The sequence below is a fragment of the Pseudomonas sp. B21-021 genome (assembly GCF_024749205.1).
Classification (GTDB): Bacteria; Pseudomonadota; Gammaproteobacteria; order Pseudomonadales; family Pseudomonadaceae; genus Aquipseudomonas; species Aquipseudomonas paraglycinae.
This window is the reverse complement of sequence record NZ_CP087192.1, coordinates 5,875,705-5,902,044: the sequence shown is the minus strand read 5'-3', so window position 1 is coordinate 5,902,044 and position 26,340 is coordinate 5,875,705. Positions and strand designations below refer to the sequence as shown.

The 26,340-nt window shown below is 61.0% G+C and carries 19 protein-coding genes and 1 tRNA gene; 6 read left to right on the top strand and 14 right to left on the bottom strand.

Features of this window, described 5'->3' with window-relative positions:
- Positions 1-118 precede the first annotated feature (118 nt).
- The 4 genes from LOY31_RS26625 (at position 119) to LOY31_RS26610 (ending at position 7,583) form a co-directional block, all read left to right on the top strand.
- On the top strand, positions 119-2,233 hold the full coding sequence (locus LOY31_RS26625) for a cytochrome-c peroxidase (RefSeq protein ID WP_085609076.1): 2,115 nt from the start codon (positions 119-121) through the stop codon (positions 2,231-2,233).
- 210 nt (positions 2,234-2,443) lie between these two features.
- Entirely contained in the window at positions 2,444-3,733 is a 1,290-nt protein-coding gene (locus LOY31_RS26620; RefSeq protein WP_007959861.1) for a GGDEF domain-containing protein, read from the top strand.
- A gap of 90 nt (positions 3,734-3,823) precedes the next feature.
- The gene (locus LOY31_RS26615) at positions 3,824-5,620 is read left to right on the top strand and encodes an acyl-CoA dehydrogenase C-terminal domain-containing protein (protein ID WP_258712441.1); all 1,797 of its coding nucleotides are present in this window, start codon (positions 3,824-3,826) and stop codon (positions 5,618-5,620) included.
- A 184-nt stretch (positions 5,621-5,804) separates the two neighbouring features.
- Entirely contained in the window at positions 5,805-7,583 is a 1,779-nt protein-coding gene (locus LOY31_RS26610; RefSeq protein WP_221534112.1) for an acyl-CoA dehydrogenase C-terminal domain-containing protein, read from the top strand.
- 227 nt (positions 7,584-7,810) lie between these two features.
- Here the strand turns inward: LOY31_RS26610 and LOY31_RS26605 are convergent, their stop codons facing one another.
- A complete protein-coding gene (locus LOY31_RS26605; RefSeq protein ID WP_085609079.1) occupies positions 7,811-8,740 on the bottom strand; it encodes a LysR family transcriptional regulator in 930 nt (309 codons plus the stop codon).
- A gap of 169 nt (positions 8,741-8,909) precedes the next feature.
- Between LOY31_RS26605 and LOY31_RS26600 the strand changes: the two genes are divergently transcribed.
- Complete coding sequence (locus LOY31_RS26600; protein ID WP_085609080.1) at positions 8,910-10,193, top strand: aspartate aminotransferase family protein; 1,284 nt, start codon at positions 8,910-8,912, stop codon at positions 10,191-10,193.
- A 206-nt stretch (positions 10,194-10,399) separates the two neighbouring features.
- Positions 10,400-10,558 (top strand): YqaE/Pmp3 family membrane protein, encoded by a 159-nt coding sequence (locus LOY31_RS26595; protein WP_003228885.1) that lies wholly within the window; start codon positions 10,400-10,402, stop codon positions 10,556-10,558.
- 3 nt (positions 10,559-10,561) lie between these two features.
- On the opposite strand, the gene LOY31_RS26590 is transcribed toward LOY31_RS26595, so the two are convergent.
- From LOY31_RS26590 to LOY31_RS26530, 13 genes are all read right to left on the bottom strand, one after another.
- Positions 10,562-12,370, bottom strand: a complete 1,809-nt coding sequence (locus tag LOY31_RS26590) for a S9 family peptidase (RefSeq protein WP_221534115.1) — start codon at positions 12,368-12,370, stop codon at positions 10,562-10,564.
- Complete coding sequence (gene pqqE, locus LOY31_RS26585) at positions 12,336-13,508, bottom strand: pyrroloquinoline quinone biosynthesis protein PqqE (RefSeq protein WP_192559139.1); 1,173 nt, start codon at positions 13,506-13,508, stop codon at positions 12,336-12,338. The genes LOY31_RS26590 and pqqE overlap by 35 nt, the downstream gene beginning before the upstream one ends.
- Positions 13,480-13,755 (bottom strand): pyrroloquinoline quinone biosynthesis peptide chaperone PqqD, encoded by a 276-nt coding sequence (gene pqqD / locus LOY31_RS26580; protein WP_007959876.1) that lies wholly within the window; start codon positions 13,753-13,755, stop codon positions 13,480-13,482. Before pqqD ends, pqqE begins: the two co-directional genes overlap by 29 nt.
- Positions 13,752-14,504, bottom strand: a complete 753-nt coding sequence (gene pqqC, locus LOY31_RS26575) for a pyrroloquinoline-quinone synthase PqqC (protein ID WP_007959877.1) — start codon at positions 14,502-14,504, stop codon at positions 13,752-13,754. Before pqqC ends, pqqD begins: the two co-directional genes overlap by 4 nt.
- 21 nt (positions 14,505-14,525) lie before the next feature.
- Positions 14,526-15,437 (bottom strand): pyrroloquinoline quinone biosynthesis protein PqqB, encoded by a 912-nt coding sequence (pqqB, locus tag LOY31_RS26570; protein WP_221534117.1) that lies wholly within the window; start codon positions 15,435-15,437, stop codon positions 14,526-14,528.
- A gap of 84 nt (positions 15,438-15,521) precedes the next feature.
- Positions 15,522-15,596, bottom strand: coding sequence for a pyrroloquinoline quinone precursor peptide PqqA (gene pqqA / locus LOY31_RS26565; protein WP_003444522.1), 75 nt, complete (start codon positions 15,594-15,596; stop codon positions 15,522-15,524).
- Positions 15,597-15,755: 159 nt separating this feature from the next.
- Positions 15,756-18,182 (bottom strand): pyrroloquinoline quinone biosynthesis protein PqqF, encoded by a 2,427-nt coding sequence (pqqF, locus tag LOY31_RS26560; RefSeq protein ID WP_258712440.1) that lies wholly within the window; start codon positions 18,180-18,182, stop codon positions 15,756-15,758.
- A 38-nt stretch (positions 18,183-18,220) separates the two neighbouring features.
- A complete protein-coding gene (locus LOY31_RS26555) occupies positions 18,221-19,015 on the bottom strand; it encodes a carbon-nitrogen hydrolase family protein (protein WP_258712439.1) in 795 nt (264 codons plus the stop codon).
- 12 nt (positions 19,016-19,027) lie between these two features.
- Complete coding sequence (locus tag LOY31_RS26550; RefSeq protein ID WP_221534123.1) at positions 19,028-20,710, bottom strand: NAD(P)/FAD-dependent oxidoreductase; 1,683 nt, start codon at positions 20,708-20,710, stop codon at positions 19,028-19,030.
- Positions 20,711-20,856: 146 nt separating this feature from the next.
- A complete protein-coding gene (locus LOY31_RS26545; protein WP_007959884.1) occupies positions 20,857-21,318 on the bottom strand; it encodes an Lrp/AsnC family transcriptional regulator in 462 nt (153 codons plus the stop codon).
- A gap of 301 nt (positions 21,319-21,619) precedes the next feature.
- A complete protein-coding gene (locus LOY31_RS26540; RefSeq protein WP_258712436.1) occupies positions 21,620-22,390 on the bottom strand; it encodes a PBECR2 nuclease fold domain-containing protein in 771 nt (256 codons plus the stop codon).
- A 3-nt stretch (positions 22,391-22,393) separates the two neighbouring features.
- Positions 22,394-22,470, bottom strand: a tRNA-Ile gene (locus tag LOY31_RS26535).
- A 15-nt stretch (positions 22,471-22,485) separates the two neighbouring features.
- Positions 22,486-26,232 carry a bifunctional diguanylate cyclase/phosphodiesterase gene (locus tag LOY31_RS26530; RefSeq protein ID WP_007959886.1) on the bottom strand — a complete coding sequence of 1,249 codons (3,747 nt, stop codon included), beginning with the start codon at positions 26,230-26,232 and terminating at the stop codon, positions 22,486-22,488.
- Positions 26,233-26,340: the final 108 nt, after the last annotated feature.

Here is a 26,340-nt window from a genome sequence, read left to right as displayed (position 1 = left end):
ATATTTCCAGAAGAGTGGCCAATTAATTGCACTGCCCGATTTACCGGCGCTAACCAGAACTGCCTGCTCAAAGAAGCAAGACGCCCGGCACTTAACAACAACAGTCAGGGTGAAGCCTATGAACATCAGTCGACTCGCTCGTTTGACCTTCTGGTTGCCCGTTGCGCTATCAGTCCACAGCGCATGGGCCGCCGACCCCGCCGAAGTCGATCCCCCGGTACCGGAAGTCCCTTCGCTGCAATCGTTGCGGGGGATGGTGCCTCCTGATCCGTCCGGTACCGAAGGCGGACGCAAGGTCGACCTGATGACCGACTACGTGCTCAATCGTCAGGCTGCGATCCTGCTGGGCAAAGCGTTGTTCTGGGACATGGAGATCGGCAGCGACGGCTCCACGGCCTGCGCGTCCTGCCACTACCACGCCGGCGTCGACCACCGCATCACCAACCAGCTCAACCCCGGCCAGGCGCACACCAACGCCAACGTCGCGTCGATCTTCAACAAGCCGTTTGTGGCGTCGGACATTCCCGGTGACGTGGCGTCCTACGCGACGTTGTCCGGCGGCAAGGGCGGCCCGAACTACACGCTGAAGAAAACCGACTTCCCGACCCACGTGCTGAGCAATCCCCTGGAGCGCAACTCGCCCATCGTGTACTCGACGGACGACGTGGTCGGCTCGCAAGGCGTGTTCGACGCCAACTTCGTCAAACCCAATCAGCCGCGTTTCGACAAGTGCACCCAGCAGCCGGACGGCCTGTTTCAGGTCGGCGGCATCAACGTTCGCCGCAGCACCGGACGCAATGCGCCGTCGGTGATCAACGCCGCGTTCAACGTGCGCAACTTCTGGGACGGTCGGGCCAATAACGTCTTCAACGGTTTCTCGCCGTTCGGCAATCGCGATCCGGATGCCGGGATCTACGTGACCAGCGAACGCAGCACGGTCGCCACCAAAGTCCGGCTGGCGCTCAACGATGCGTCTGCCGCCTCGCAAGCCGTCGGCCCGCCCGGCAGTCCGGTGGAAATGTCTTGCGGTGGCCGCACCTTTGCCGACATCGGCCGCAGGATGCTCGACACGTTGATGCTCAAGCAGCAGCGGATTTCGTCCACCGACTCGGTACTGGCTCCGGTGTCCGGCGCACGGCGGCCGACCTATCGCGAGCTGATCAAGAACGCCTTCCAGCCCCGGCTGTGGAACGCCACGCAAAACGTTCTGGTGGGCGGTGCGCCGTACACCCAGATGGAGGCCAATTTCCCGCTGTTCTTCGGTCTGGCGATCCAGATGTATGAGGCGACGCTGGTGTCCGATCAGGCGCCGATCGACGCCTACCTGCAAGGCGACCATACGGCAATGAACGCGCAACAGGTCGAGGGCATGAACCTGTTTCTCGGCAAGGGCAAATGCGTCAATTGCCACGGCGGGCCGGAGCTGACCAACGCCGCCAGCCGTCTGCTGATGCATCCGCGCGAACGCATCGAGCGGATGGTGATGGCCGACAACCTGACCACCCTTTACGACAACGGCTTCTACAACACCGGTGTGCGCCCGACCTCGGAAGACCTCGCCCTCGGCGGCGCGGATGCGTGGGGCAATCCATGGTCGTTCACCCGTCAGTACAACACCGTGTTGCAGGGCGGCCGGTCGGTGGATCCGCTGGACGTCGATGTCTGCACGTTCGAGGCGCCGTTGAGCGCGGCGATTCCGTGCGATGCCACGCTCAAGCCGAATGTCGGTTTCCGCGATTCGGTCGACGGCGCGTTCAAGACTCCGACCCTGCGCAACATCGCCCTGACCGGGCCGTACTTCCATAACGGCAGCCGCTCGACGCTCAAGCAGGTGATGGAGTTCTACAACCGTGGCGGTGACCGGCGCGGGGAAGACGCCAACAACACCAGCGGCTTCGAGCACCCGGCGGTGAACCAGCACAACACTTCCAACCTCGACCCGGACATGACGGCGCTGAACCTGACGCCTGCGGAAATCGATGCCGTGGTGAAGTTCATGGAAGTCGGCCTGACCGATCCGCGCGTGGCCTGGGAACGTGCACCGTTCGATCATCCGTCGCTGGTGATCCCACAGGGCCACATCGGCGACGAGAATGCAGTGACCCAGCGCCCGGCCAGTCCGAAAGTCACGACCCGCCAGGCGATGGACGCTTCGCTCAACCTCAAGCCTTACGGCGCTGAAGGCCGGCCGGCGGCCGAGGGGCCATTGCAGCCGTTTTACAACGATCTCTGAACAGAAAAACACACCATGGCCATCAAGAATGATGGCCATGGTGGCCGTCTAGCGGCCATTGCGCAAAAAACCTGACTAAATCCCTCAGCAACCGCCGATTTCGGCCGTTAAAGAGACAGCCTGTGATCTGGATCACATTGTGTGTGCTTAACTGGCCACATTGCAGGCACAATGCCATCTCTTTGCCATGACGGGTCGGAGCTTTTACCCTTGCCGCGTTCTTCCGCTGTACGTTTCAGTCATTTCCTACCTTCACTGCTGTTGTTGCTCGCGGGGTTGGCGGCTGCGTACGTCAAAGACCTCAACGTGTTCTTCACCTCGCTGTTTAACGTGTTGCCGACCTTGGTGCTGCTGTTGGGCGGTTCGTACTGTGCGGTTTACCGACGCCAGCGCGAGCTGTTTCTGATGGTCACGGTGTACATCGCCTACTTCCTGCTCGACACCCAGACCGACTATTACCGCGACAACGGCAAGGTGCGCGAAGACGCGGCCGTGGTGTTCCACCTGGTCTGTCTGCTGTTGCCGCTGTTGTTCGGACTATTCGCCGCGTGGCAGGAGCGCACGCATCTGTTTCAAGATATGGTCGCGCGCTTCGCCGTGTTGCTGGCCTTTGGCAGCGTGGCGCTGGGGCTTGAGCAAAGTTACCCGCAGGCGTTGCTGATGTGGCTTTCCGAGATCCGCTGGCCGGCGCTGCACGGCGCGTGGATGAGTCTGATCCAGTTGTCGTATCCGGTGTTCATCTCGGCGTTCCTGCTGCTGGCCTGGCAATACTGGCGCAACCCGCGTCCGCTGCACGCGGCGCAACTGGTAGGGTTGCTCGGGGTGTTCTGGATGCTGCCGAAAACCTTCATCCTGCCGTTCACCCTGAACATCATGTGCAGCCAGGTCATGCTGATGATTGCTGCAGCGGTAGCGCATGAGGCTTATCAAATGGCCTTCCGCGACGAACTCACCGGTCTGCCGGGCCGCCGCGCACTTAACGAGCGTATGCAGCGTCTGGGTCGCAACTATGTGCTGGCAATGAGCGACGTCGATCACTTCAAGAAATTCAACGACACCCACGGCCACGACGTGGGTGACCAGGTCTTGCGTCTGGTCGCCAGCAAGCTGTCCAAAATCAGCGGCGGTGGTAGGGCTTATCGCTATGGCGGTGAGGAATTCGCACTGGTGTTTGCGGGCAAGACTCTTGAAGAGTGCATGCCGCACCTGGAAGTCATCCGTGAGTCGATTGCGTCCTACAACATCCAGCTCCGAAATCAGGAAAGCCGCCCGCAGGATGATCAGCAGGGCCGTCAGCGTCGCTCGGGTTCGGGCGCATCCAGCGTGTCGGTCACGGTCAGCATCGGCGTGGCCGAACGTCTGGAACAGCGCACCCCGGAAGAGGTGCTGAAATCCGCCGACCAGGCGCTCTACAGCGCCAAGGGCGCAGGCCGAAACTGCGTGATGGCGTTCGGGCAGAATCGCCGTGGCGCGGTGCGCATGGACAACGCCGCAGGTTGAGTGATGACGGCGCATTCAGCGTCTGGACAGTGATTGTGAGGCAGGGTGGCCGGCAGTAGGTTGAAGCAATCTGCTGAAGGAGAAGCCACCATGCCCGAGTACAAAGCTCCCCTGCGCGACATGCGCTTTCTGATCGACCACGTCTTTGACTTCCACACTCAGTACGCGGCCCTCGGCGCCCACGACGCCAGCCCGGACATGATCAACGCGATCCTCGACGAGGGCGCGAAGTTCTGTGAGAACGTTCTGGCCCCGCTCAATCGCAGCGGTGACGAAGAGGGCTGCCATTTCGACAACGGCGTGGTGACAACGCCTACAGGCTTCAAGCAAGCCTTCGCACAATACGTGGAAGGTGGCTGGCACGGTCTGGCGGCAGATCCGGCTTACGGCGGCCAGGGCCTGCCGAGTTCGCTGGGGCTGGTGATCAGTGAAATGGTCGCCTCCAGCAACACTTCCTGGGGCATGTACCCGGGCCTGACCCACGGCGCCATGTCGGCGATCCACGCCCACGGCACCGAAGAACAGAAAAACACCTATCTGCGCAAACTCACCGCCGGCCAGTGGACCGGCACCATGTGCCTGACCGAAGCCCACTGCGGTACCGACCTGGGCATCATCAAGACCCGCGCCGTGCCTCAGGCCGACGGCAGTTATGCAGTGACCGGCAGCAAGATTTTCATCTCCGCCGGCGAGCACGACATGAGCGACAACATCATTCATCTGGTGTTGGCCAAACTGCCGGACGCACCGGCGGGCACCAAAGGCATTTCGCTGTTTATCGTGCCGAAATTCCTCCCGAACGCATCCGGTGAGGCGGGCGAGCGCAACGGCGTTTCCTGCGGTTCGATCGAGCACAAGATGGGCATCAAGGCCTCGGCCACCTGCGTGCTGAACTTCGACGACGCCAAAGGCTTCCTGATCGGCGAGCCGAACAAGGGCCTGAACTGCATGTTCACCATGATGAACCACGCACGCCTCGGCACCGGGATGCAGGGCCTGTGTCTGGGCGAGGCGAGTTTCCAGGGCGCAATCAAATACGCCAACGACCGCTTGCAGATGCGCGCCCTGACCGGCGCCAAAGCTCCGGACAAACCGGCCGACCCGATCATCGTCCACCCGGACGTGCGGCGCATGCTGCTGACCATGAAAGCTTTCAACGAAGGCAACCGCGCGCTGACCTATTTCACCGCGCAGATGCTTGATGTCGCACACCTGAGCCCGGACGCCGAGGCGCGTCAGGAAGCCGAAGATCTGTTGGCGTTCCTGACGCCGATCTGCAAGGCGTTCATGACCGACACCGGGCTGGAAGTGACCAACCACGGCATGCAGGTGTTCGGTGGCCACGGATTTATCCGCGAGTGGGGCATGGAGCAACTGGTTCGCGACTGCCGGATCGCGCCGATCTACGAGGGCACCAACGGTATCCAGGCGTTGGATCTACTCGGGCGCAAAGTGCTGGGCAGTCAGGGCAAGCTGCTGCGCAACTTCACCAAAATCGTCCACAAATTCTGCGCCGCCAACACCGGGCATCCGCAACTTGGCGAGTTTGTCGCGCAGCTCGATGGCCTCAATCAGCAGTGGGGCGAGCTGACCATGAAGGTCGGCATGGCCGCGATGAAGAACCCGGATGAAGTTGGCGCCGCGTCGGTGGATTACCTGATGTACAGCGGTTACATCGTTCTGGGCTACCTGTGGCTGCGCATGGCGCTGGTTGCCCAGGCGCAGCTGGAGTCGGGCGAGGGGGATGGCGATTTCTGCCAGGGCAAACTGGCGACGTGCGAGTTTTACTTCAAGCGTCTGTTGCCGCGCACCGCGGCACATCGTTCGGCGATCGAGGCGGGCAGCGATTGCCTGATGAAACTGCCGGCCCAGTTGTTCTCCCTGTAACACGCCACTGTTAAACAAAAGAGCCCGCAGATTGCGGGCTTCTTTATGGTTGATTGCTGGTGACTAAAAATAACAAAACAGTCACCGCCTGACCCTATGTGTCGCAAAAGTTGTTGGGTTACACTCCAGCTCAACGAAAACACCCTTCCACGAATCACCTGTTTAGATCTTTGCGAGGTTTGCCATGGCTGACTACAAAGCGCCGCTGCGCGATATGCGCTTCGTCCTCAATGAAGTGTTCGAAGTCGCCAAACTCTGGGCCGAACTGCCGGCCCTGGCCGAGACCGTGGACGCGGAAACCGTTGAAGCCATTCTCGAAGAGGCCGGCAAGGTCACCAGCAAAAGCATCGCGCCCCTGAGCCGTGCCGCCGACGAAGAAGGCTGCCACTGGGCCGACGGTGCCGTCACCACGCCGGCCGGTTTCCCACAGGCCTATCAGACTTATGCCGAAGGCGGCTGGGTCGGTGTAGGCGGTGATCCGGCCTACGGCGGCATGGGCATGCCAAAAGCCGTTTCCGCCCAAGTTGAAGAAATGGTCAACTCCGCCAGCCTGTCCTTCGGTCTGTACCCGATGCTGACCGCCGGCGCCTGCCTGTCGATCAACGCCCACGCCAGCGAAGAACTGAAAGCCGCTTACCTGCCGAACATGTACGCCGGTGTCTGGGCCGGCTCCATGTGCCTGACCGAGCCGCATGCCGGCACCGACCTGGGCATCATCCGCACCAAAGCCGAACCTCAGGCCGACGGCTCCTACAAGGTCAGCGGCACCAAGATCTTCATCACCGGCGGTGAGCACGACCTGACCGAGAACATCATCCACCTGGTGCTGGCCAAACTGCCGGACGCACCGGCTGGGCCGAAGGGCATTTCGCTGTTCCTGGTGCCGAAGTTCATGGTCAATGCCGATGGCAGCCTGGGCGCGCGCAACCCGGCGAACTGTGGTTCGATCGAACACAAGATGGGCATCCAGGCGTCCGCCACTTGCGTGATGAACTTCGACGAAGCCGTAGGTTACCTGGTCGGCGAGCCGAACAAGGGCCTGGCCGCGATGTTCACCATGATGAACTACGAGCGTCTGGGCGTCGGTATCCAGGGCCTGGCCACCGGTGAGCGCTCGTACCAGAACGCCATCGAATACGCCCGCGACCGCCTGCAGAGCCGTTCGCCGACCGGCGCGCAGAACAAGGACAAGGTGGCCGACCCGATCATCGTCCACCCGGACGTGCGTCGCATGTTGCTGACCATGAAAGCCTCGAACGAAGGCGGCCGTGCGTTCTCCACCTACGTGGCGATGCAACTCGATACCGCCAAGTTCAGCGAAGACGCCGCCACCCGCAAACGCGCGGAAGATCTGGTTGCGTTGCTTACGCCAGTGGCCAAGGCCTTCCTGACCGATCTGGGTCTGGAAACCACTGTCCATGGCCAGCAGATCTTCGGCGGCCACGGTTACATCCGCGAGTGGGGCCAGGAGCAACTGGTGCGTGACGTGCGCATCACCCAGATCTACGAAGGCACCAACGGCATTCAGGCACTGGACCTGGTGGGTCGCAAGATCGTCGGCAGCGGCGGCGCGTTCTACAAGCTGTTCGCCGACGAGATCCGCCATTTCACTGCAACCGCCAGTGCCGATCTGGGCGAGTTCACCAAGCCACTGAATGACGCCGTCGACACCCTCGACGAGCTTACCTCGTGGCTGCTGGACCGGGCGAAAACCAACCCGAACGAAATCGGCGCGGCGTCGGTCGAGTATCTGCAAGCGTTCGGCTACACCGCTTACGCCTACATGTGGGCACTGATGGCCAAGGCATCGCTGGGCAAAGAAGCGCAGGACGATTTCTACGCGAGCAAACTCGGCACGGCGCGGTTCTATTTCGCCCGTCTGCTGCCGCGGATTCACTCGTTGAGCGCGTCGGTCAAGGCCGGCAGCGAGTCGCTGTTCCTGCTGGACGCTGCGCATTTCTGATGATGTAACGTCATGTAAGCGATCTCTTACATGACGTGCTGCTGTTCTCCCATAGGCGTAGATTGGATCCAGAGCTAATCTACTTTCCATGGACGTCGCGCAGGAAGCGCAAAGCAACAACACGGACACGTAGGATTCTGCCAGGGTGGCGGAGTGAAATGGATGTCAGGGAAACAGTCTGCAAAGCCCCGCTTCGGCGGGGTTTTCTTATGCCCGCAGAAAAGTTTTCAGCTCAACGCGTCCAGCGGCGGCGCACCTTTCAGCGGTTTTTCCTCACGCTGCATCACTTCTTCCAGCAACGTTCGCAGCAAGGCCAATGGCGCCTGCTGGCGTTGCACATCGCGACACACCAGCCCGACTTTCAACGGCACGCGCGGCTCACTCAACGGTTTCCACAAAAGATCCTGATCGTCGTACTCTTTTTGCGAACGCCCAGGCAGCACCGTCGCCAGACGGGTATGCGGCAGGCTGTCGAGAATCCCCACCATATTGTTCAATTCGGCCTGCACTTGCGGGCGTCGCCCGAGGCTGGCCAGTTGGGCCTGCCAGATCTGGCGGATCTGAAATTCTTCACCCAGTAACAACATCGGCAATTCGGCCGCCTGACTCATCGAGACTTTCTTGAATTCCCGCAGCGGATGATCCGCCGGGATGACCAGCGTCAGTTCATCTTCGTACAGCATCACGCCGTGCAGGCCCGGCTGGCGTGGCGGCAGATAGCTGATGCCGATATCCAAAGAGCCGTTGAGCAGCCGCCGCTCGATCTCAAGCCCCGTCAGTTCATAAATCTGTACCACCAGATGCGGCTGGGCCTTGCGCACTCTCTCCAGCATTTGCGGCACCAGGCTGGTGTGCACGGTTTGCAGCACACCAATCGCCAATGTTCGAAGTGCCTGACCCTTGAAGTTGCCCAGCGCCTCACGCGCCCGCTGCATGCCGTCGAGCAGCGGCAAGGCGTGGTTGTACAGCGTGTGGGCGGCGAGGGTTGGCAGCAGGCGTTTGCTGCTGCGCTCGAACAGCGTGACGTCGAGGTTCTGTTCCAGATGGCGGATCTGCTGGGACAGCGCGGGCTGAGAGATCGACAGGCGCTCGGCGGCGCGTCCGACGTGACCTTCTTCGTAGACCGCGACGAAATAACGAAGTTGTTTGAAATCCATAAGTAATACTTATCGAAAATGCTGGGAAATCGAAATGGCTCGACGCCGTGAACAGGCCTAGTCTAACCGCATTCACAAGGCTTACAGGGCCGGAAAGCGCAATGACCAGCGTTTGTTTTGAAAGTGTTTGCATAGGCAGTTCAAAAAACCTCGATCGAGGTTTTTTTCAATGAATCTGTTCAGTTTGCGGCGCCAGACGCCGAGCCTCGATGACCTGGCTTTTGAAACCCAGGAATCGGATGCCGCTGACGGCCTGAATGCCGAGCGTCTGATGCCCAGCGTCGAACGCCCGCAGCAGGTATTCGTTCGCGGCCAGGGTTCCTGGCTATGGGACAGCAATGACCGCGCCTACCTGGATTTTTCCCAGGCCGGAGGCGCCAATAGCCTCGGCCACAGCCCTTCGGCGCTGGTCAAAGCCATTGCCAACCAGGCTCAAGCGTTAATCAATCCCGGCTTCAATCTGCACAACCGCGGCATGCTCAGCCTAGCTGAGCGCCTGTGCGCCAGTACTTCCAGCGATCAGGCGTATCTGCTCAACAGCGGCAGTGAAGCCTGTGAGGCGGCGATCAAACTGGCGCGTAAATGGGGCCAGCTGCATCGCGGCGGCGCCTCGCGGATCATTGTCGCCAGACAAGGGTGTCACGGACGTAGTCTGGCGACGATTTCGGCGTCGGACAGTTGCAATTTGCACAACCGTTTTGCGCCGCTGCTGCCGGGTTTCGACCTAGTGCCGTTCAATGACCTGCCGGCGCTGCATGCGGCGGTTGATGCGCAGACCGTGGCGATCATGCTCGAACCGATCCAGAGCGATGCCGGGGTGATCCCGGCGACCGAGCATTACCTCAAGGGTGTCGAACGCTTGTGCCGTGAGTTGGGGATTCTGCTGATTCTCGACGAGGTTCAGACCGGCATTGGCCGCTGTGGCACCATGCTCGCCGAACAATCCTACGGCGTGCGCGCCGATATCGTCGTGCTCGGCAAAGGCCTCGGCGGTGGCGTGCCACTGGCGGCGTTGCTGGCGCGAGGCAAGGCCTGCTGTTTCGACCCCGGCGAGTTGGGCGGCACTCATCACGGCAACGCGTTGATGACCGCCGCAGGGCTGGTCGTGCTCGACAGCGTGCAAGACCGCGCATTCCTCGAACAAATCCGGGACAACGGCCAGCATCTGCGCGAAGGGCTCGCTCGTCTGGCCCATCGTTATGAACATGGCGAGTTGCGTGGGCAGGGGCTGTTCTGGGGACTGACCCTGTCGGAAGACTCCGCCGAGGCCGTCGTCAAAGCCGCGCTGCATGAAGGCTTGCTGCTCAACGCCCCTCAAGCCAACTGCCTGCGCTTCACCCCGGCGCTCAACGTCAGCAAGGCCAACATCGACGAAATGCTCCTGCGCCTGGCCCGCGCCTTCTCCCGGGTACGCACCGCGCAGCTGCAATGCCGCAAAGGGATTGCCGTCTGAGCTGAAGTTTCCCACCCGAATTCAAGAACCGTCTCGCGGTATAACGCACGCCCCACGCCTGATTCTTTTGGCGTGGGGCGTTTTTTTATGGCCGGGTAATGGCGATCAGATGGCGAGATTGTGGTTTGCACTGAACCCTGACAAACGGCACAGGTCGATTAGCTTGTATGGCTCAGGTGAGCCAACCCCCAATCAGGAGCTGCCCCATGGACTTTATCCGCATCATCATCGCCATTCTGTTGCCGCCACTGGGTGTGTTTCTGCAGGTCGGGTTCGGCGGCGCGTTCTGGCTGAACATTCTGCTGACGTTGTGCGGTTACATCCCGGGGATCGTGCACGCGGTGTACATCATCGCCAAGCGCTGAGTCTCAGTCCGTCAAACCCATCACTCGCCGGTAGAACCGCCATTCCTGCTCCAGCGCATGGGCCTGGTTGGCGGCCCGGCGGAAGCCGTGGCGTTCGTCGGCGTAGTAATGCGCTTCGACTTCAATGCCGTTTTGCTCCAGGGCCGCGACCATGTCGCGGGTCTGTTGCGGCACGACCACGGCGTCCAGTTCGCCCTGAAAGAAAATCACCGGTACGCGAATGTTGCCTGCGTGCAGCAACGGCGTGCGGGCGGCGTAGCATTCGGCATCTTGCTCGGGGTCGCCGATCAGCCAGTCCAGGTAGTCGCCTTCGAACTTGTGTGTCGCGCGGGCCAGGGCCACCGGGTCACTGACGCCGTACAGACTGGCGCCGGCGCGGAACACTTGATGGAATGCCAGTGCGCACAGTGTGGTGTAGCCACCGGCGCTGCCGCCACGGATGAATGCACGTTCGCCGTCGATCATGCCGCGTTCGGCCAGATAGGCCACCACCGCACAGGCATCCTCGACATCCACTGCGCCCCAGCTCAGATGCAGCGCCTGACGATACTCCCGGCCATAACCGCTGCTGCCTCGATAGTTGAGGTCGGCGACGGCGAAGCCGCGTTGCGTCCAGTACTGAATACGCGGGTCGAGCATCGGGTAGCAGGCCGACGTCGGGCCGCCGTGGATGAACACCACCAGCGGCGGCTTCACATCGCCATTTGTGGCCGGGTAAAAGAAGCCGTGCGCTTCACCCGAACCGCTGGGATAGCGCAGGGTTTGCGGGCGGCTGATGCGCTCGGCTGGCAGCGGTGCGATACCGCCGGCCAGGACATTCACTTCACGCGATTTGCGATCGATGGCGATCACTGCAGAAGGGCTGATCGGTGAGGCGGCAATGCAGTAAATGAACTGATCGTCGACAGCCAGATGACGGAAGCGGCTGTAGTCGCCAGTGAAGTCTTCATCGTTGAGCGCCAGGCGACCGAAACCGCCTTCGCTCCAGCTCGCCAAAAATGCTTCGTCGGTGGGTAGCCAGGTGCAGCCGCCGAGTTGCCATGGGGCTGGCGCGTGATCGGCTTCGGCGCTAGCTAACGGTTGTAAGCCGTTTGCCGACTCGACCCACGGTTGCCAATAACCTCCACGATCGGTCAGACAGCCAAGTCGTCCGCTGGCATCGAAGCGCGGTTGCTGGATCGACTCTTCAAACGCTTCACCCGCCACACAACGCGGGGCGGAAAATCCATTGGACGAGAGCTCGGCGATCATCAGTCGAGTGGATGTCCACGGCTGATGCGGACGGCTCCACTCGATCCACGCCAGGTGCTGGCCATCCGGGCTGATGATCGGCGAGGCGTAAAAATCCGCACCTTCAACCAGCATTTGACGGGCGCCATTCGCCAGATCGATAGCCACCAACCGATGCCGATCACCGTTCTCTTCAACAGCCAGCACCTGCCCATCGGCAAAGTGCAGATCACCATATCGGCATTCCCCGGACGTCAATGCCACGGGCTCGCCGTCCAGCGTCTGGCGGTACAGCTGCTGGTCCGCCTCGTTGACGAAAACCACCCCGTCAGGCGTCAGACAAAACGCCCCACCGCCATATTCGTACACCCGACTGCGCACGCTGAGACCCGCAGGCGTCAGACATTTCGCCGCGCCATCACGCCAGTGCCAGATCCGGCAGGCGGCGTCTGTCGGGCGATATTCATTCCAGAACAAACCATGGGTGCCAAGTTGCAGCTCGGCGAAATCCACGCCGGCAGCAACCGCAGCGGTGGCACTGAAAGGCTCAGCCTTTGGCGATGAGGCGCGAGTTTCGTTCATTGCGAAAGGCCAGTTGTTCGATGGTCTGGGTGGCATGCTCGGCTTCTTCGCGGGCCTTGAGAATCACACCGTGATGTTCGGACTTGCTGCACACCGGATCGGCATTGCTAGCATCGCCGGTGAGCATGAAGGCCTGGCAGCGGCAGCCGCCGAAATCCTGTTCCTTTTCGTCGCAGGAGCGGCACGGCTCGGGCATCCAGTCATAGCCGCGAAAGCGGTTGAAGCCGAACGAGTCGTACCAGATGTGCTGCATGCTGTGGTCGCGCACATTGGGAAATTGTACCGGCAGCTGTCGGGCGCCATGACAGGGCAGGGCGGTGCCGTCCGGTGTGACCGTCAGAAACAGACTGCCCCAGCCATTCATGCAGGCTTTCGGGCGTTCTTCGTAATAGTCCGGGGTGACGAAAATCAGCTTGCACGGATGCCCTTCGGCTTCCAGTTTGGCGCGGTATTCGTTGGTGATGCGTTCGGCGCGAACCAGTTGCTCTTTGGTCGGCAACAGGCCGACACGATTGAGCTGCGCCCAGCCGTAGAACTGGCAGGTGGCGAGTTCGACGAAGTCCGCTTCGAGCGCGATGCACAGCTCGATGATGCGGTCGATCTTGTCGATGTTGTGCCGATGGGTAACGAAGTTCAGCACCATCGGATAGCCGTGGGCCTTCACGGCGCGGGCCATTTCCAGTTTCTGCGCGAAGGCTTTTTTCGAGCCGGCGAGCAGGTTGTTCACTTGCTCGTCGCTGGCCTGGAAACTGATCTGGATGTGATCGAGCCCGGCCTTCTTGAAGTCGCTGATCTTCTGCTCGGTCAGGCCGATGCCGGAGGTGATCAGGTTGGTGTAGAAACCCAACTGGCGCGCTTCACGGATCAGCTCGGCGAGGTCCTGACGCACCAGCGGTTCGCCCCCGGAAAAACCCAGTTGCGCCGCGCCCATCTCCCGCGCCTCGCGAAATACCTTGATCCACTGCTCGGTGCTCAGCTCTTTGCCCTGCTCGGCGAAATCCAGCGGATTGGAGCAGTACGGGCATTGCAGCGGGCAGCGGTAAGTCAGTTCGGCGAGCAGCCACAGCGGCAGGCCGACTTCCGGTTTGGCCGGGACTTGCACCGATGACTCAGGCAAGTTCGATCCAGTGCTGCGCACGGGCAACCTCCATGAATTGCTCGATGTCGTCACCGAGCTCGGGTACGCCGGGGAACTGTCTGTCGAGTTCGGCAATGATTGCCGCGACGTCCCGCTCACCGTCGATCAGGCCGCCGATCAGCGCGGCACTTTCATTGAGCTTGATCATGCCTTCCGGATATAGCAGCACGTGGCCTTTCTGGGCCGGTTCGTACTGGAAACGGTAGCCGGGACGCCAGGTCGGGGTCTTGCTGCGGTCGAAACTCATAAGGCGATTCCTTTATGCCAGACCCGTTGATCGGTGACGCTGTGATACGGCGGGCGGTTCAGTTCGTAGGCCATGCTCATGGCATCGAGCATGCTCCAAAGAATGTCCAGTTTGAACTGGAGAATTTCCAGCATGCGCTCCTGGCCTTCGCGGGTCTTGTAGTGCTCCAGCGTAATCGCCAGGCCATGCTCGACATCGCGTCTGGCCTGGCCGAGACGAGTGCGGAAATATTCGTAGCCGGCCGGATCGATCCACGGGTAATGCTGCGGCCAGCTGTCGAGGCGCGACTGGTGGATCTGCGGCGCGAACAGCTCGGTCAGCGAGCTGCTGGCGGCTTCCTGCCAACTGGCGCGGCGGGCGAAGTTGACGTAGGCATCGACGGCGAAACGTACGCCGGGCAGCACCAGCTCCTGGGAACGCAATTGATCCGGATCGAGACCGACGGCCTGGCCCAGACGCAGCCAGGCTTCGATGCCGCCGTCTTCACCGGGAGCGCCGTCGTGGTCGAGCAAGCGCTGGATCCACTCGCGGCGGATCTCGCGATCCGGGCAGTTGGCGAGGATCGCCGCGTCTTTCAGGGGGATGTTCACCTGATAGTAGAAGCGATTGGCGACCCAGCCCTGGATCTGCTCGCGGGTGGCCCGGCCTTCATACATCGCGACGTGATACGGGTGATGAATGTGGTAATAGGCGCCCTTGGCGCGCAGGGCCGCTTCGAATTCGGCGGTGGACAGCGGGGTGTCGGTCATTGCGGTTCTCCGGGCCATTCGTTACAGGACGATGCTCATGCCGTCATACGCCACTTCAACACTGCGCCGCACCAGTTCCGCGCGCTCCGGGGAGTCTTCGTCGAGAATCGGGTTGGTGTTGTTGATGTGGATAAGCACCTTGCGCTGCTCGGGAAGCTGCTCCAGCACTTCGAGCATGCCGCCGGGGCCGTTCTGGGCCAGGTGGCCCATTTCGCGGCCGGTGCGGGTGCCGACGCCACGGCGCTGCATTTCATCGTCGTCCCACATTGTCCCGTCCACCAGCACGCAGTCGCTGCCGGCCATGATTTCCAGCAATGGCGCGTCGACCTTGCCCAGGCCCGGGGCGTAGAACAGTTTGCCGCCGGTGCTGAGGTCTTCGACGATCAGGCCGATGTTGTCGCCCGGGTGCGGGTCGAAGCGGTGCGGCGAGTAGGGCGGTGCTGCGCTGCGCAACGGCAGCGGGGTGAAGCGCAGGTTCGGGCACGCAGCGACGGTGAAACTCTGGTCGAGTTCGATGCGGTTCCAGTCCAGCCCGCCGTTCCAGTGCTTGAGTATGGTGAACAGCGGGAAACCGGTGCTCAGGTCTTCGTGGACCATGTCCGTGCACCAGACTTGATGCGGGCAACCTTCGCGCAGGCTGAGCAGGCCGGTGGTGTGGTCGATCTGGCTGTCCATCAGGATGATCGCGCTAATGCCGGTATCACGCAGGGCGCGGCCCGGCTGCATCGGGGCGAAGCTCTGAAGCTGCGCGCGGATGTCCGGGGAGGCGTTGCACAGCACCCAGTTCACGCCGTCATCGGAAATCGCGATGGACGATTGGGTACGGGCCTGGGCATTCAGGCTGCCGTCGCGAAAACCGGCGCAATTGACGCAGTTGCAGTTCCACTGCGGAAAACCGCCACCGGCGGCCGAACCCAGAATCTGGACGAACATGAACGCTCCATCATTTCAACGCTGAAAATAAAACGCCCCGGCGAGCCGAGGCGTTGCACTGCAGTGTTCTGCTTGAGGCAGGACTCAGCGGCTGGCGAAGTACATGGTGACTTCGAAGCCGATGCGCAGGTCGGTGTAAGCAGGTTTGGTCCAAGCCATCGGGTGACTCCTTTTTCAGGTGGGTGAGATAGCGCTATCCATAGGTATAGTCCACGGCAGCACAGGGATGTTCCAAATAGTTAGGTGGCTATGTTACTCAAAATTTCGGTGGCTTTGCCCGTGAATCTTTGAGAAAGCTCCTTGCAGCCCCGGTAATGATCATTTTGCCGCTTGCCATGGCGCGCCCGGCGCAGGGCTGTTGGCCAGACCATGCCAGCCGCCTTCGGCGCGGATCAGACGTTGGGCAGCGGCCAGCAATGTCGGGCGATCCAGTTGAGCGATGGCGCTGCGCAATTGCACCAGATAATCCGACGAGTGGCCGGCGAGGCGGGCCTGCCACAGGAGTTCAGCCGCATCTTTGCCGGACAGGACGTTGTCATCGAACTGATCGGCAAGCGTCTGGCGTTGCTGAGTGAGGCTGGCGGCATCCAGCTGTTCGACAAGGGCTGACAGGTCATCGAGAAACTGCTGAATGTGGTCGAGCAATTGCGCGGCGGTGGCCGTGGGCGATTGCACACCGAACAGCAATCCGGTCTGGCCGTGGAACTGGCGCAACCCGCTGAACACGGCATAGCCGAGTTGCAGTTCGACGCGCAGGCGTTGGTAGAACGGTGTCTGGCACAGGTGCGCGAGCAGGCGCCACGCGGCTTCGTCGTCGATTTCACGGCTGGCGGTCGGGCAGAGCAGCAGCAAGGCATGTTCGCTGGACGCGCTGTCGATCTGACTCCACCGGTATCCGGCGTTGATTGCCGACGGTGCGGGAATTTGATTGTCCGGGATGCCGGGGATGCGACTCAGGGCCAGACCCATGGCTGACTGGGTTTGCGGGCTTAACCCCAAAGCCAGACCGTCCCAGCGGGAAGTTGTCCACAGGTGGGCGGCGTCATCGGATTCGCCGATGGCTGGCAGGCACTGTTCGGGCAGTATTTTGAGCAGTTGGCGGATCGGTATCAGCGACGGTTGTGGCTCGCCTTTTGCGGAATCGGCGCCTACTTGTGTCAGAGATTTCAGCGCGTGTTCCAGGACAACGGGCAGCGTGTCCTGCAGGCCAGTGAGTTTCAGCAGCCACTGATCAGCTGAGGCGCTGAAAGACAACTCGACCCCAGCCTGACGCGCGTCGTCGGAAACCTCCCGCAGACTGCGTTGCAGTTTCGCTTGCAGCTCGGTCGTGGCCGCCGCTTCCGTCTGCCAGCGCACATACACCGCACCTTCGTCACCGTTATCCGGCAGCGCCTGGCTGAATTGCATCGGCGAGCGTTCGCGGCGGCTGCGCGAGCGATCCTGAGCAAACGTGCGCAGGCCCCGGTGGGCGCTGGTCTGGCCGCGGATCAGGCCGGCGTTGGCCAGTGGCTCGGCTGCGCGCAGGAACGGATTGGCAGCGGGCAGATGCCAGTGACTGCTGAAGTTATCCACAGTGCCGATTTTGCCGAGAATCACTTTGAGCGCCGCAACGGCCGTTTCGGAGATTTCATTCTCGAGTTGTTCGCTGTCGAGTCGGGCCAACTGCAATGCACCGCTGACCTGCTGCTGCCGTTCAAGCAGCGTTGCATACTCCTGACGCAACGCCGGCCAGTCCTGCTGCGCTGCGAAGAAACTCAGCCAATCCAGACAATGCTCGCGAATGAGGTCGAGCGAACCGGAAGCTGAAGTGAACTGAAGATGCAGCAAGGCTTGCCCGCCGAACTGGTACTGCACGCTAGCTTGCAAGCCGTCAGCGAGCCCCTGCTGCCGCAAATGCGCGAGCAATCCACCGGGTTTGGCGCTGTTCAGCCAGTGACAGAGAAACGCCAGCGCCTCGGCCGACGACTCCGGCAAATCCTCCAACGCAAACAGCAGATTGCCGTGCCGCTCGCCGACCTGTTGATAACTTTCTTGTGCGTTGTCCATCAAGCGAACGGGGGCAGCCTGTGCAGTTTTATCCCCAGGCGTCAGCGTGGCGGCAAACTGTTCGGCCTGCGTGCGCAGTTCTTCAACACTCTGCGGCCCGAGCAGGCTCAAAGTCATCTGCCCGGTGCGGTAAAACTGCTGATGAAAGTCTTTCAACGCCTGCTGAAAATCCGCTTGCTCTAACGGCAGGCTGTCGCGGTTCCCGGCATGAAAGCCGCGCAACGGATGCGCTGCCGACAATCCCTCAAACAGCGCCTCTTTCTGCTGAGCCGCCGCATCCTGCGACCACGCGACAAACTCCGCCTGCAACACTTCCCGTTCCCGCAACTGATCGTCCGGATTCATACGCGGTCGGGCGAGCATGTCTGACAGACGCTCCAGCCCACCGCTGAAGGACGCTGGCGGCAACTCAAAGAAGAAATCGGTGGTGCGCTCACGGGTGCTGGCATTCACCTGACCGCCGTGACCTTGCACGTAGGCCATCAGCCCTTGCTGTGCAGGAAAACGCTCGGTGCCTAGGAACAGCAAATGCTCAAGGAAATGCGCCAACCCCGGCCACGCCAACGATACGTCATGACTGCCGGCAGCCACCCGCAACGCGGCGGCGCTGCGCTTCAGGCCGGGCACGTGACGCAGGGTCACGCGCAAGCCGTTGGCCAGGGTTTCTGTGTGGGGGCGGGGGTGAGTCGGCGCAGGCATGGGCACTTCCAGAACAGTGAAGTGCCAATGCTAGCGGATTAGCGCTTGTTGAGCGCGTCGTAAAGTTCCGGGCGGCGGTCGTTGAAGTAGCGGTTGGCGCTGCGCGAGTCGACCATCAACTGGCGATCCAGCTCACCGACGATCAAGGCTTCGTCCAGTCCGGCCTGGGCGATGCGGCTGCCATCCGGCGCGGCGATGCTGCTTTGCCCGCAGTAATGGATGTCGCCTTCGTGGCCACAATAGTTGGCGTACGCCACGTAGCACTGGTTTTCGAAGGCGCGGGAGCGCACGGAGACGTCGGCAATGAAATCGAAAGGAATCATGTTGGCTGTCGGCACCAGAATCAGCTCGGCACCTTCAAGGGCCAGGCGCCGGGCGTTTTCCGGGAACTCCAGGTCGTAGCAGATCAGGAAACCCAGCTTCCAGCCGTTGAGCTCGACGATGGGAAACTCGCCATCACCGGGGCTGAACATCGAACGGTCCAGATCGCCGAACAGATGCGTCTTGCGGTAATTGCACAGGCGCTCGCCGTTCGAATCGATCAACTGCACGGCGTTGTAGATCTGTCCTTCGGCGGTGCGCTCAGGGTAACCGTAGAGTATCGCCAGACCGGCAGCCTTGGCGATCCGTCCTACTTGCTGCGCCCACTCACCGTTGTAGACCTCGGCCAATGTCGCAACCGCCTCCTTGCCGATGTTGTAGCCGGTCAGGAACATCTCCGGCACCACCAGCAGGCCGGCGCCTTTGGCCTCCATCGCCAGTTGATGCAGGCGCTGAAGGTTGGCGGCGGGTTCCAGTGGCAACGGTGGACATTGGTAAAGGGCTACACGCATCGGGGATTCCTCTTACTCGGGCAGGGCGATCGGGCCGATGTCGTTGAACACATCACCCGGGCCGGGGTTCTCTGTATGAGTGGACCCGCCGAAGTGCTTCATGATTCCCCACACTGCGTTGAGCGAGGTCTGCACCGCGCCTTCAACCCACGCTGGCGTCCACGAAACGTCGTCGCCGGCGATGAAAATCCCGCGCTGCTCCGGCGGCATGTCGTCCTGCATGAAGTGCGCGTACATGCGCTGGTTGTAGCGATAGTGGCCGGGCAGGGCGCCCTTGAACGCGCCGAGGAAGTGCGGGTCGGCTTCCCACGACACGGTGATCGGATCACCAATGATCCGCGCGGCGATATCGACCTTCGGGTAGATCTTCTTCAAGGCGTCCAGCGCGAGTTTCACGCGTTTTTCCACCGGGTGCGGGAGCATCTTCAGCGCATCGCTCATCCACGAGTACGACAGGCAGATCACGCCCGGCTTGTCGTCGCCGTTGTCGAACAGATAGGTGCCACGGGTCAGGCGATCGGTGAGGGTCATGCTCATCAGGTCGCGGCCGGTTTCAGGGTCCTTGTCCTTCCAGAACGGGCGGTCGACCATCACGAAGGTCTTCGACGATTGCATGTAGCGAGTGCGGTCCAGCGCCATCCACATCTTTTGCGAGAACAGAGTTTCATCGCATTCGATCTGGGTGGTCAGCAGCCAGCTCTGGCAGGTGGTCAGTACGGCGGCGTATTCGCGGGTGTCGCCGTTGTTGTCGGTGACCGCGAAACGTCCGTCAGGCGCGTGGGCAATTTTCTTCACCCCGGAACGTGGCGCGCCGTGGTGCAGCGACTTCAGGCTGGTGCCTTGCGGCCAGTGTACGCAGCGTTCCGGCGCATGACGCCAGATGCCTTGCGGCACTTGTTCCACGCCGCCGACCACCAGGTGCTGGTGATCGTCGCAGTTGGTCATCACTACGCGGAAGATTTCCAGCATCGAGTTGGGGAAGTCCGAGTCCCAGCCACCGGTGCCGAAACCGACCTGGCCGAACACTTCGCGGTGATGGAACGACAATTTGGCGAAGGCTTTCGAGGTGGCGACAAAGTCGTAGAAGGTGCGGTCGTCCCACAGCGGAACCAGAGTGTTCCACAGCTCCTTGAGGCGTGGCACGTCACGGTCGCGAATCGCTTGCTGGATATCGGAGAACTGCGAACCGGCCTCCAGAGCGTCGGCCCAGGCGTCAGCCACTTCCTGGAACAGTGCAGGAAGATCCTTCAGGCTCTGTGCGTAATGGGTTTTGCCTTCCAGGTCGATCACGGTGCTGCCGGAGGCCGGCGTCAGCGGGTTGGGGAAGGGCTTGGTCTCCAGACCGAGTTTGTCGACGTAGTGATAGAACGCAGTGGAGGACACCGGGAAGCGCATGCCGCCTAGCTCGGCGACGATGCCGTCAGTGCCGTTGAACGCCTGGGAACGCAAACGGCCGCCGAGCTTCGAGGCTTCATAAACGACGGGTTTCAAGCCGAGTTTCATCAACTCATAAGCCGCCACCAGACCGGCGATACCGGCCCCGACGATCGCCACTTCGGCCCCGTGATTGTGCTCCGGAATGCTGCCCAGACCGGCCGGGTGTTCGATCCAGTCGTCAAAGGCGAAAGGAAAGTCCGGGCCGAAGATGGTGACTGGTTTCTTACCGTCTGCAGGATGGCGATTGTTCTTGTTCATGGCTGACCTTGCTGGCGACCCGACGCTGGATGCGCGTCTGAGTATAGGAAAAGATGCCAGCCATTCTAGGGAGCGTAGAACACGTTAATAAGACGCAATGTGTCGTCGTTTTGAGTGTAGGTGCTGCAATCTGACGATCTTGTTGGTCAGACTGGATGCCCGCGATCGATCTTGCTGCTGAGGATGATCGACGTCGTGGTCTTCTCTACACCGTCTACGCTGCCGATCTGATCCAGAAGCTGATCCAGCTGCTCCGGTGAATCGGTCCGTAACCACGCCACGTAATCAAATTCGCCACTCACCGCGCACAATTGCTGTACCTGAGCCATTGCGCTCAAGCGGCGCAACACCTCTTTGCCGGAGCGTGGCTGCACCTTGATCCCGACGTAAGCCTGCAATCCGCCGTCCACCACACGTTGGCCCAGACGCACACCATAGCCAGTAATGACTTTGGCCTTTTCGAGCCGCGCCAGTCGCGAAGTCACGGTCGTGCGGGCGATCCCCAATTGCCGGGCCAGCATCGCCACGCTCTCGCGGGCGTTGATTTGCAGGGCAGCGATCAGCTGACGGTCGATTTCATCGAGCACGGGTGGGCGGATGTCGGGCAAGGGCAGGCTCCAGCGGTACGGATCAATGGGGTCGCATGTTACAGGCTCGCCACGCGAGGCGCTTGTGAGCGCTGATTGAGCGGCGGGGGATCAGGCAGCCGCCGGATCGGGGGATTTTACTGAAACAAAAGAACAGACAAATGATTTGACTTGCCTGCTGCCTTTATCAAAAATGGCCTCAAGAGCGCGAAATCTGCTGCCTTGCAGGGCTTCAGCAGACGTAGGTACCTCAGCGATGCTGCAACATCGGTGTAAGGTGAGACCTCTTCATCCCATTTCCTGAGGATGCCAATATCAGGATTCAAATATTCAAGGGGAGCCAGCAGGCTCCCCTTTTTGTTTGTCCTGAAGAACGTATCTCTTGTAGAGAAGTTCGCCCTGGCGGTGCTTGTTCATCGCTCTTGCCGGGGGCATGCATGAAGTTCCACAGGACGTGTCCGTGCCTGACATCTACCACGACGAGCATGTCATTTTTTGCCTCGTAGGCGTTGATGAAGGCCATGCGGTATCCGCCGTTGTCGTACAGCACTCTCCATATTTCAAACGGTCCCGTCAGCGTATCAATCGCATGCCGAACGTAGCGCTCTCGTGAGTCAGCGCGTTTTTCGACGATGTGGGCAAGTTTGTCCCTCATGACCGCAACGTTTCCGATCGGGGTGAGGATGGTGACTGCGAGCAACGCCTCATCGATGAATCCGAAGTGAGCCAGGAGAATTCTGAGGGCTCCTTGCGCATCGTCTGCCCTTTTCACTTCATCAATTGCGGCTGAGCGAAGCTCCCTGGCCAGCGTACGCAGGTCGGGCAAAGCTAAGTCGATCCATGTTTGTTGGCCACTGGATTCTTTTATCAGTGGCGCAGCATTCACGAGCATGAAAGTAATCCCTGGCGAACAGCGGCGCCCGGAGATTACTCGTTCGAAGAAAAGGCCAACAAGGCCGAAAACGGAGTGAAAACACAGCTTGGGAAATAACCTACAGACCTTGCGGTAGTCTTCCGAACGTTGCGCTTGTGAAGAACGTAAAACACCAAACGACAGGCGAAAAAAAGCCGCGCGAGTGCGCGGCTTTTTCATGTTTGGTGGGCCCACACGGACTTGAACCGTGGACCAAAGGATTATGAGTCCTCTGCTCTAACCAACTGAGCTATAGGCCCTCAGTAGGCCGCGGATTATAGCGACGGTTTCTCGGCTGTGCTATCCGAAAAATCTGATACGGCTATGCGAAGAAACGTCGCGGCAAATTCCTCGGGTGGGAGCGGCAGGCTGACGATGTAGCCCTGGATCTGTTCGCAGCCCTCAGCGGCGAGGAATTGTTGCTGGGCCTGGGTTTCCACGCCTTCGGCGATCACGGTGAATTGCATGCTGCGGCCCAGGGCAATGATGGCGCGCACGATTGCCGCGTCGTGCGGGTCATCGGGCAGGCCACGGACGAAAGACTGGTCGATCTTGAGAATGTCCAGCGGCAGGCGCTTGAGGTAACTCAGCGAGGAATAACCGGTGCCGAAGTCGTCGATGGCCAGTTGCACGCCCAGGTGTTTGAGCTGGTGCAGCACCGCCAGCGCTTCTTCGGCCTGGCTCATGATGAAGTTTTCGGTAATTTCCAGTTGCAGTAATTCCGGCCGCAGGCGGTTGTCCTTGAGCAGTTGCTCGATGCGTCCCAGCAGGTTCGGCTGGCGTAGTTGCGCGCCGGCGAGGTTGACCGACAGCGGGCCGAGGGACTCGTAGATCTGGCCCCACTCGAACATCTGCCGGCAGGCGGTCTCCAGCACCCAGTCGCCGATTTGCAGAATCATCCCGTTCTCTTCCGCCAGCGGGATGAAGTGCTCCGGCGGCACATCGCCGAAGTTCGGGTGGCGCCAGCGGATCAAGGCTTCGGCGCCGACCAGGCTGTGATCGTCGAGGCTGATTTTCGGTTGGTAATAGAGGTACAGCTCCTCGCGCTCGATGGCCCGGCGAAGTTCGTGCTCCAGCGCCACACGCTCGCTGGCCTGGGCGGTGAGATCGCGGGTGTAGCTTTCGACCCGGTTGCGGCCCTTGGCCTTGGAGCGGTACATCGCCGCGTCTGCGTTCTTGATCAGGGTCGCGACATCGCAGCCGTCGCGCGGGTAAAGGCTGGTGCCGATGCTGGCGCTGATGAAGAACTCATGCTCGCCAGCCTGGAATGGCGCGCCAAAGCAGTTCAGCAGTTTGGTGGCGATGTTGTCGGCATCGCCGGGTTGCTGCAGGCCGGGCAGCAGAATGATGAATTCGTCGCCACCCAGCCGCGCGACGGTGTCGATATCGCGTAATTGCTCCTTGAGGCGCACGGCGATGCCCTTGAGCAGCAAATCGCCGACCGGGTGACCGAGGCTGTCGTTGATGTGCTTGAAACGATCGAGGTCGAGGAACAGCACCGCGCCCTGGCCGCCGTTTTCCTGCTGACTGTTGAGTGCCATCAACAGGCGGCTTTCGAACAGCGTGCGGTTTGGCAGGCCGGTGAGCGGGTCGTGATGCGCCTGGTAGTCGAGTTTGGCCTGGGCGTGCTTGAGGCTGGAGATATCGGCGAACACCGCAACGAAGTGGGTGATGAACTTGTCGCGGTTGCGCACGGCGCTGATGGTCAGCCAGCTCGGGTACAGCTCGCCATTCTTGCGCCGGTTGGAGATTTCGCCCTGCCAGTGACCTTCGTCGGTCAATTGATGCCACATCGCCGCGTAAAACGCGCTGTCGTGCAGCCCGGAGGCCAGCAGGCGAGGGGTGTGACCCAGCGCTTCGCTTTCGCTGTAACCGGTGATTTCGGTGAAAGCCCGGTTCACGGCGCTGATGTGTTGCTGGGTGTCGGTGATCAGCACACCTTCGGCAGTGCTCTCGAACACGGTTGCAGCCTGTTGCAGCTTTTCCTGCATCAGGTGGCGTTCGGTGATGTCCCGGGCGATGGTCAGCATGCAGTCTTCGTCGCCGATCGGCAGTGGACGGCTGGACACCTCGCAGAGCCGGATCTGCCCGTCGCTGCGACGGATGTGGCAGCTGAAGTCGCGAACGAACCCGTCGCGGTGCAGCAGGTCGAGCATTTGCTTGCGTTCGTTGAGGTTGACCCAGATGCCCAGGTCCAGCGCCGAGCGATCCACCGACATGGCGCTGTTGAAACCGGTGATGCGACTGAAACCTTCGTTGACCTCCAGCAGCAAGCCATCGCTCTGGCGCGACAGCAGCAGACCGTCCGGCGAGGCGTGGAAGGCCTTGGCGAACTTCTCTTCGGAGGTTTGCAGTTGCTGTTGGGTTTCCTTGAGCTGGGTAATGTCGCGCACCACCACGACCAGTGCGGGCGTGGTGTCGAGCTCGAAGGGTTCGGCGGATATCAGCCCGGTAAACACCTGGCCATTGTTGCGGCGAAAGGGCATCTCCAGGTTGCGAATGCTGCCGGCTTGCAGCCGCTGAAGCAGGCCTGGGCCAACTCCGGGAATGCCCCAGATGTTGAGTTCGGTGGCAGTCTGGCCGATAACTTCTTCGGCTTTGAGCCCGATCTGTTCCTCAAAGGCTTCGTTCACCTCCAACAGGCAGCCGTCGGAGAGCCGGGCGATGACCAGGATGTCCGGGCATTGCTGGAATACCGAAGCGAATTTCTGTTCCGACAGGCGCAATGCCTCTTCGGTGCGCTTGGTTTCGCTGATGTCGATCATCAGGCCGCGCATCACCGGTTCGTGGCCATGTTCGATCAGGCTGACGATGTCACGCACCCACAAGCAACGGCCGTCAGCGGTGATTACGCGGTAATCGAGGCTGTGATCGCGCCCGGCCAGCACCTCGTGATCGCAAAAACTCTGGGCACGGGTCAGATCTGCCGGGTGAATGATGTTGCGCCAGAAGCCCGGAATCAGCCAATGGGACAGGGGATAACCGAGCAGATCTTCGGCGTGGGGCGACACATAGCTGTAGGTGAAATCGCTGATCCGCGCTTCCCAGGCGATGGCCGAAAGACTCTCCACCAGTCCGCGATAATGGTATTCGCTGCTGCGCAGCTCCTGTTCGAGGTCGATGCGCCGGGCGATTTCCGAACTCAGGCGCCGGTTGATGCGGATCACCACTGCCAGGACGATGACCAGGAGCGAGAGGCCCGGTAAACCGTAAATCAGCAGATCCGACCAGAATGTCCGGTGATCGAGAACGTTGCCGACCCAATGCTCCTGAATGCTGCTGATTTCTTCCGGGGACATGTCAGCCAACACCTTGTCCAGAATCCCCACCAGCATTTTGTTGTCCCGGGGGACGCCCATCGCCAGTTGGTAGCGGTAAGGGGTCTCGCCGCTGACGTATAAGCCGTCGAGCTTGAGCTGACGCAGGCTCCAGACACTGGAGGCCAGATCGCCGACCACCGCGTCGACTTCATCGGTGGCCAGGGCCTGCAACGCGGAGCTGACGTTGGGCATTGCCACCAGGTTCAGGTCAGGATGATGGGTGCGCAGCAGTTCATGGGGCGCGTAGTTTTCGACAACGGCGATTTTCAGGCCGTAAAGATCCTCGAGCTTGCGCGGTTGTGGGCCGCCGACGTGGGCGAGGATGACGATCGGAAAGTCGAGATAAGGGCGGGTGAACGACAAATAACTCTGGCGCTCCGGGGTGGACATGATGCCCGGAAGCAGGTCCAGCGTGCCGTTTTTCGCCTGTTCGAGCACGACGGTCCAGCTCACCGGCTCGATGGGGGTGAGTTTGATCGCCAGGCGTTGGCGAATCACATCGATATAGTCCGCTGCCAGGCCCTGATAGCGGTTCTGGTCGTCGCGGAACTCGAAGGGCGGCCACGACGCATCCACACCCAGGCGCAAGTCCGGGTGAGCCGCCAGCCAGCTACGTTCTTCATCGGTCAGAGTCAGCGCGTCAGCCGTTGCGGTCCAGATCATCAGTGACAGCAAAAAAAGCACGGACGCTAGTCTGGGCATAACGGTCTCGTTATGGCTCGGGGGAATGTTTCGAGTGTAGACGGGCTGTGCGCGGGGGGAGGGTGGAGCGGGGTATTTAATCTGCCCTATAAACAAAACCCCCGGCCT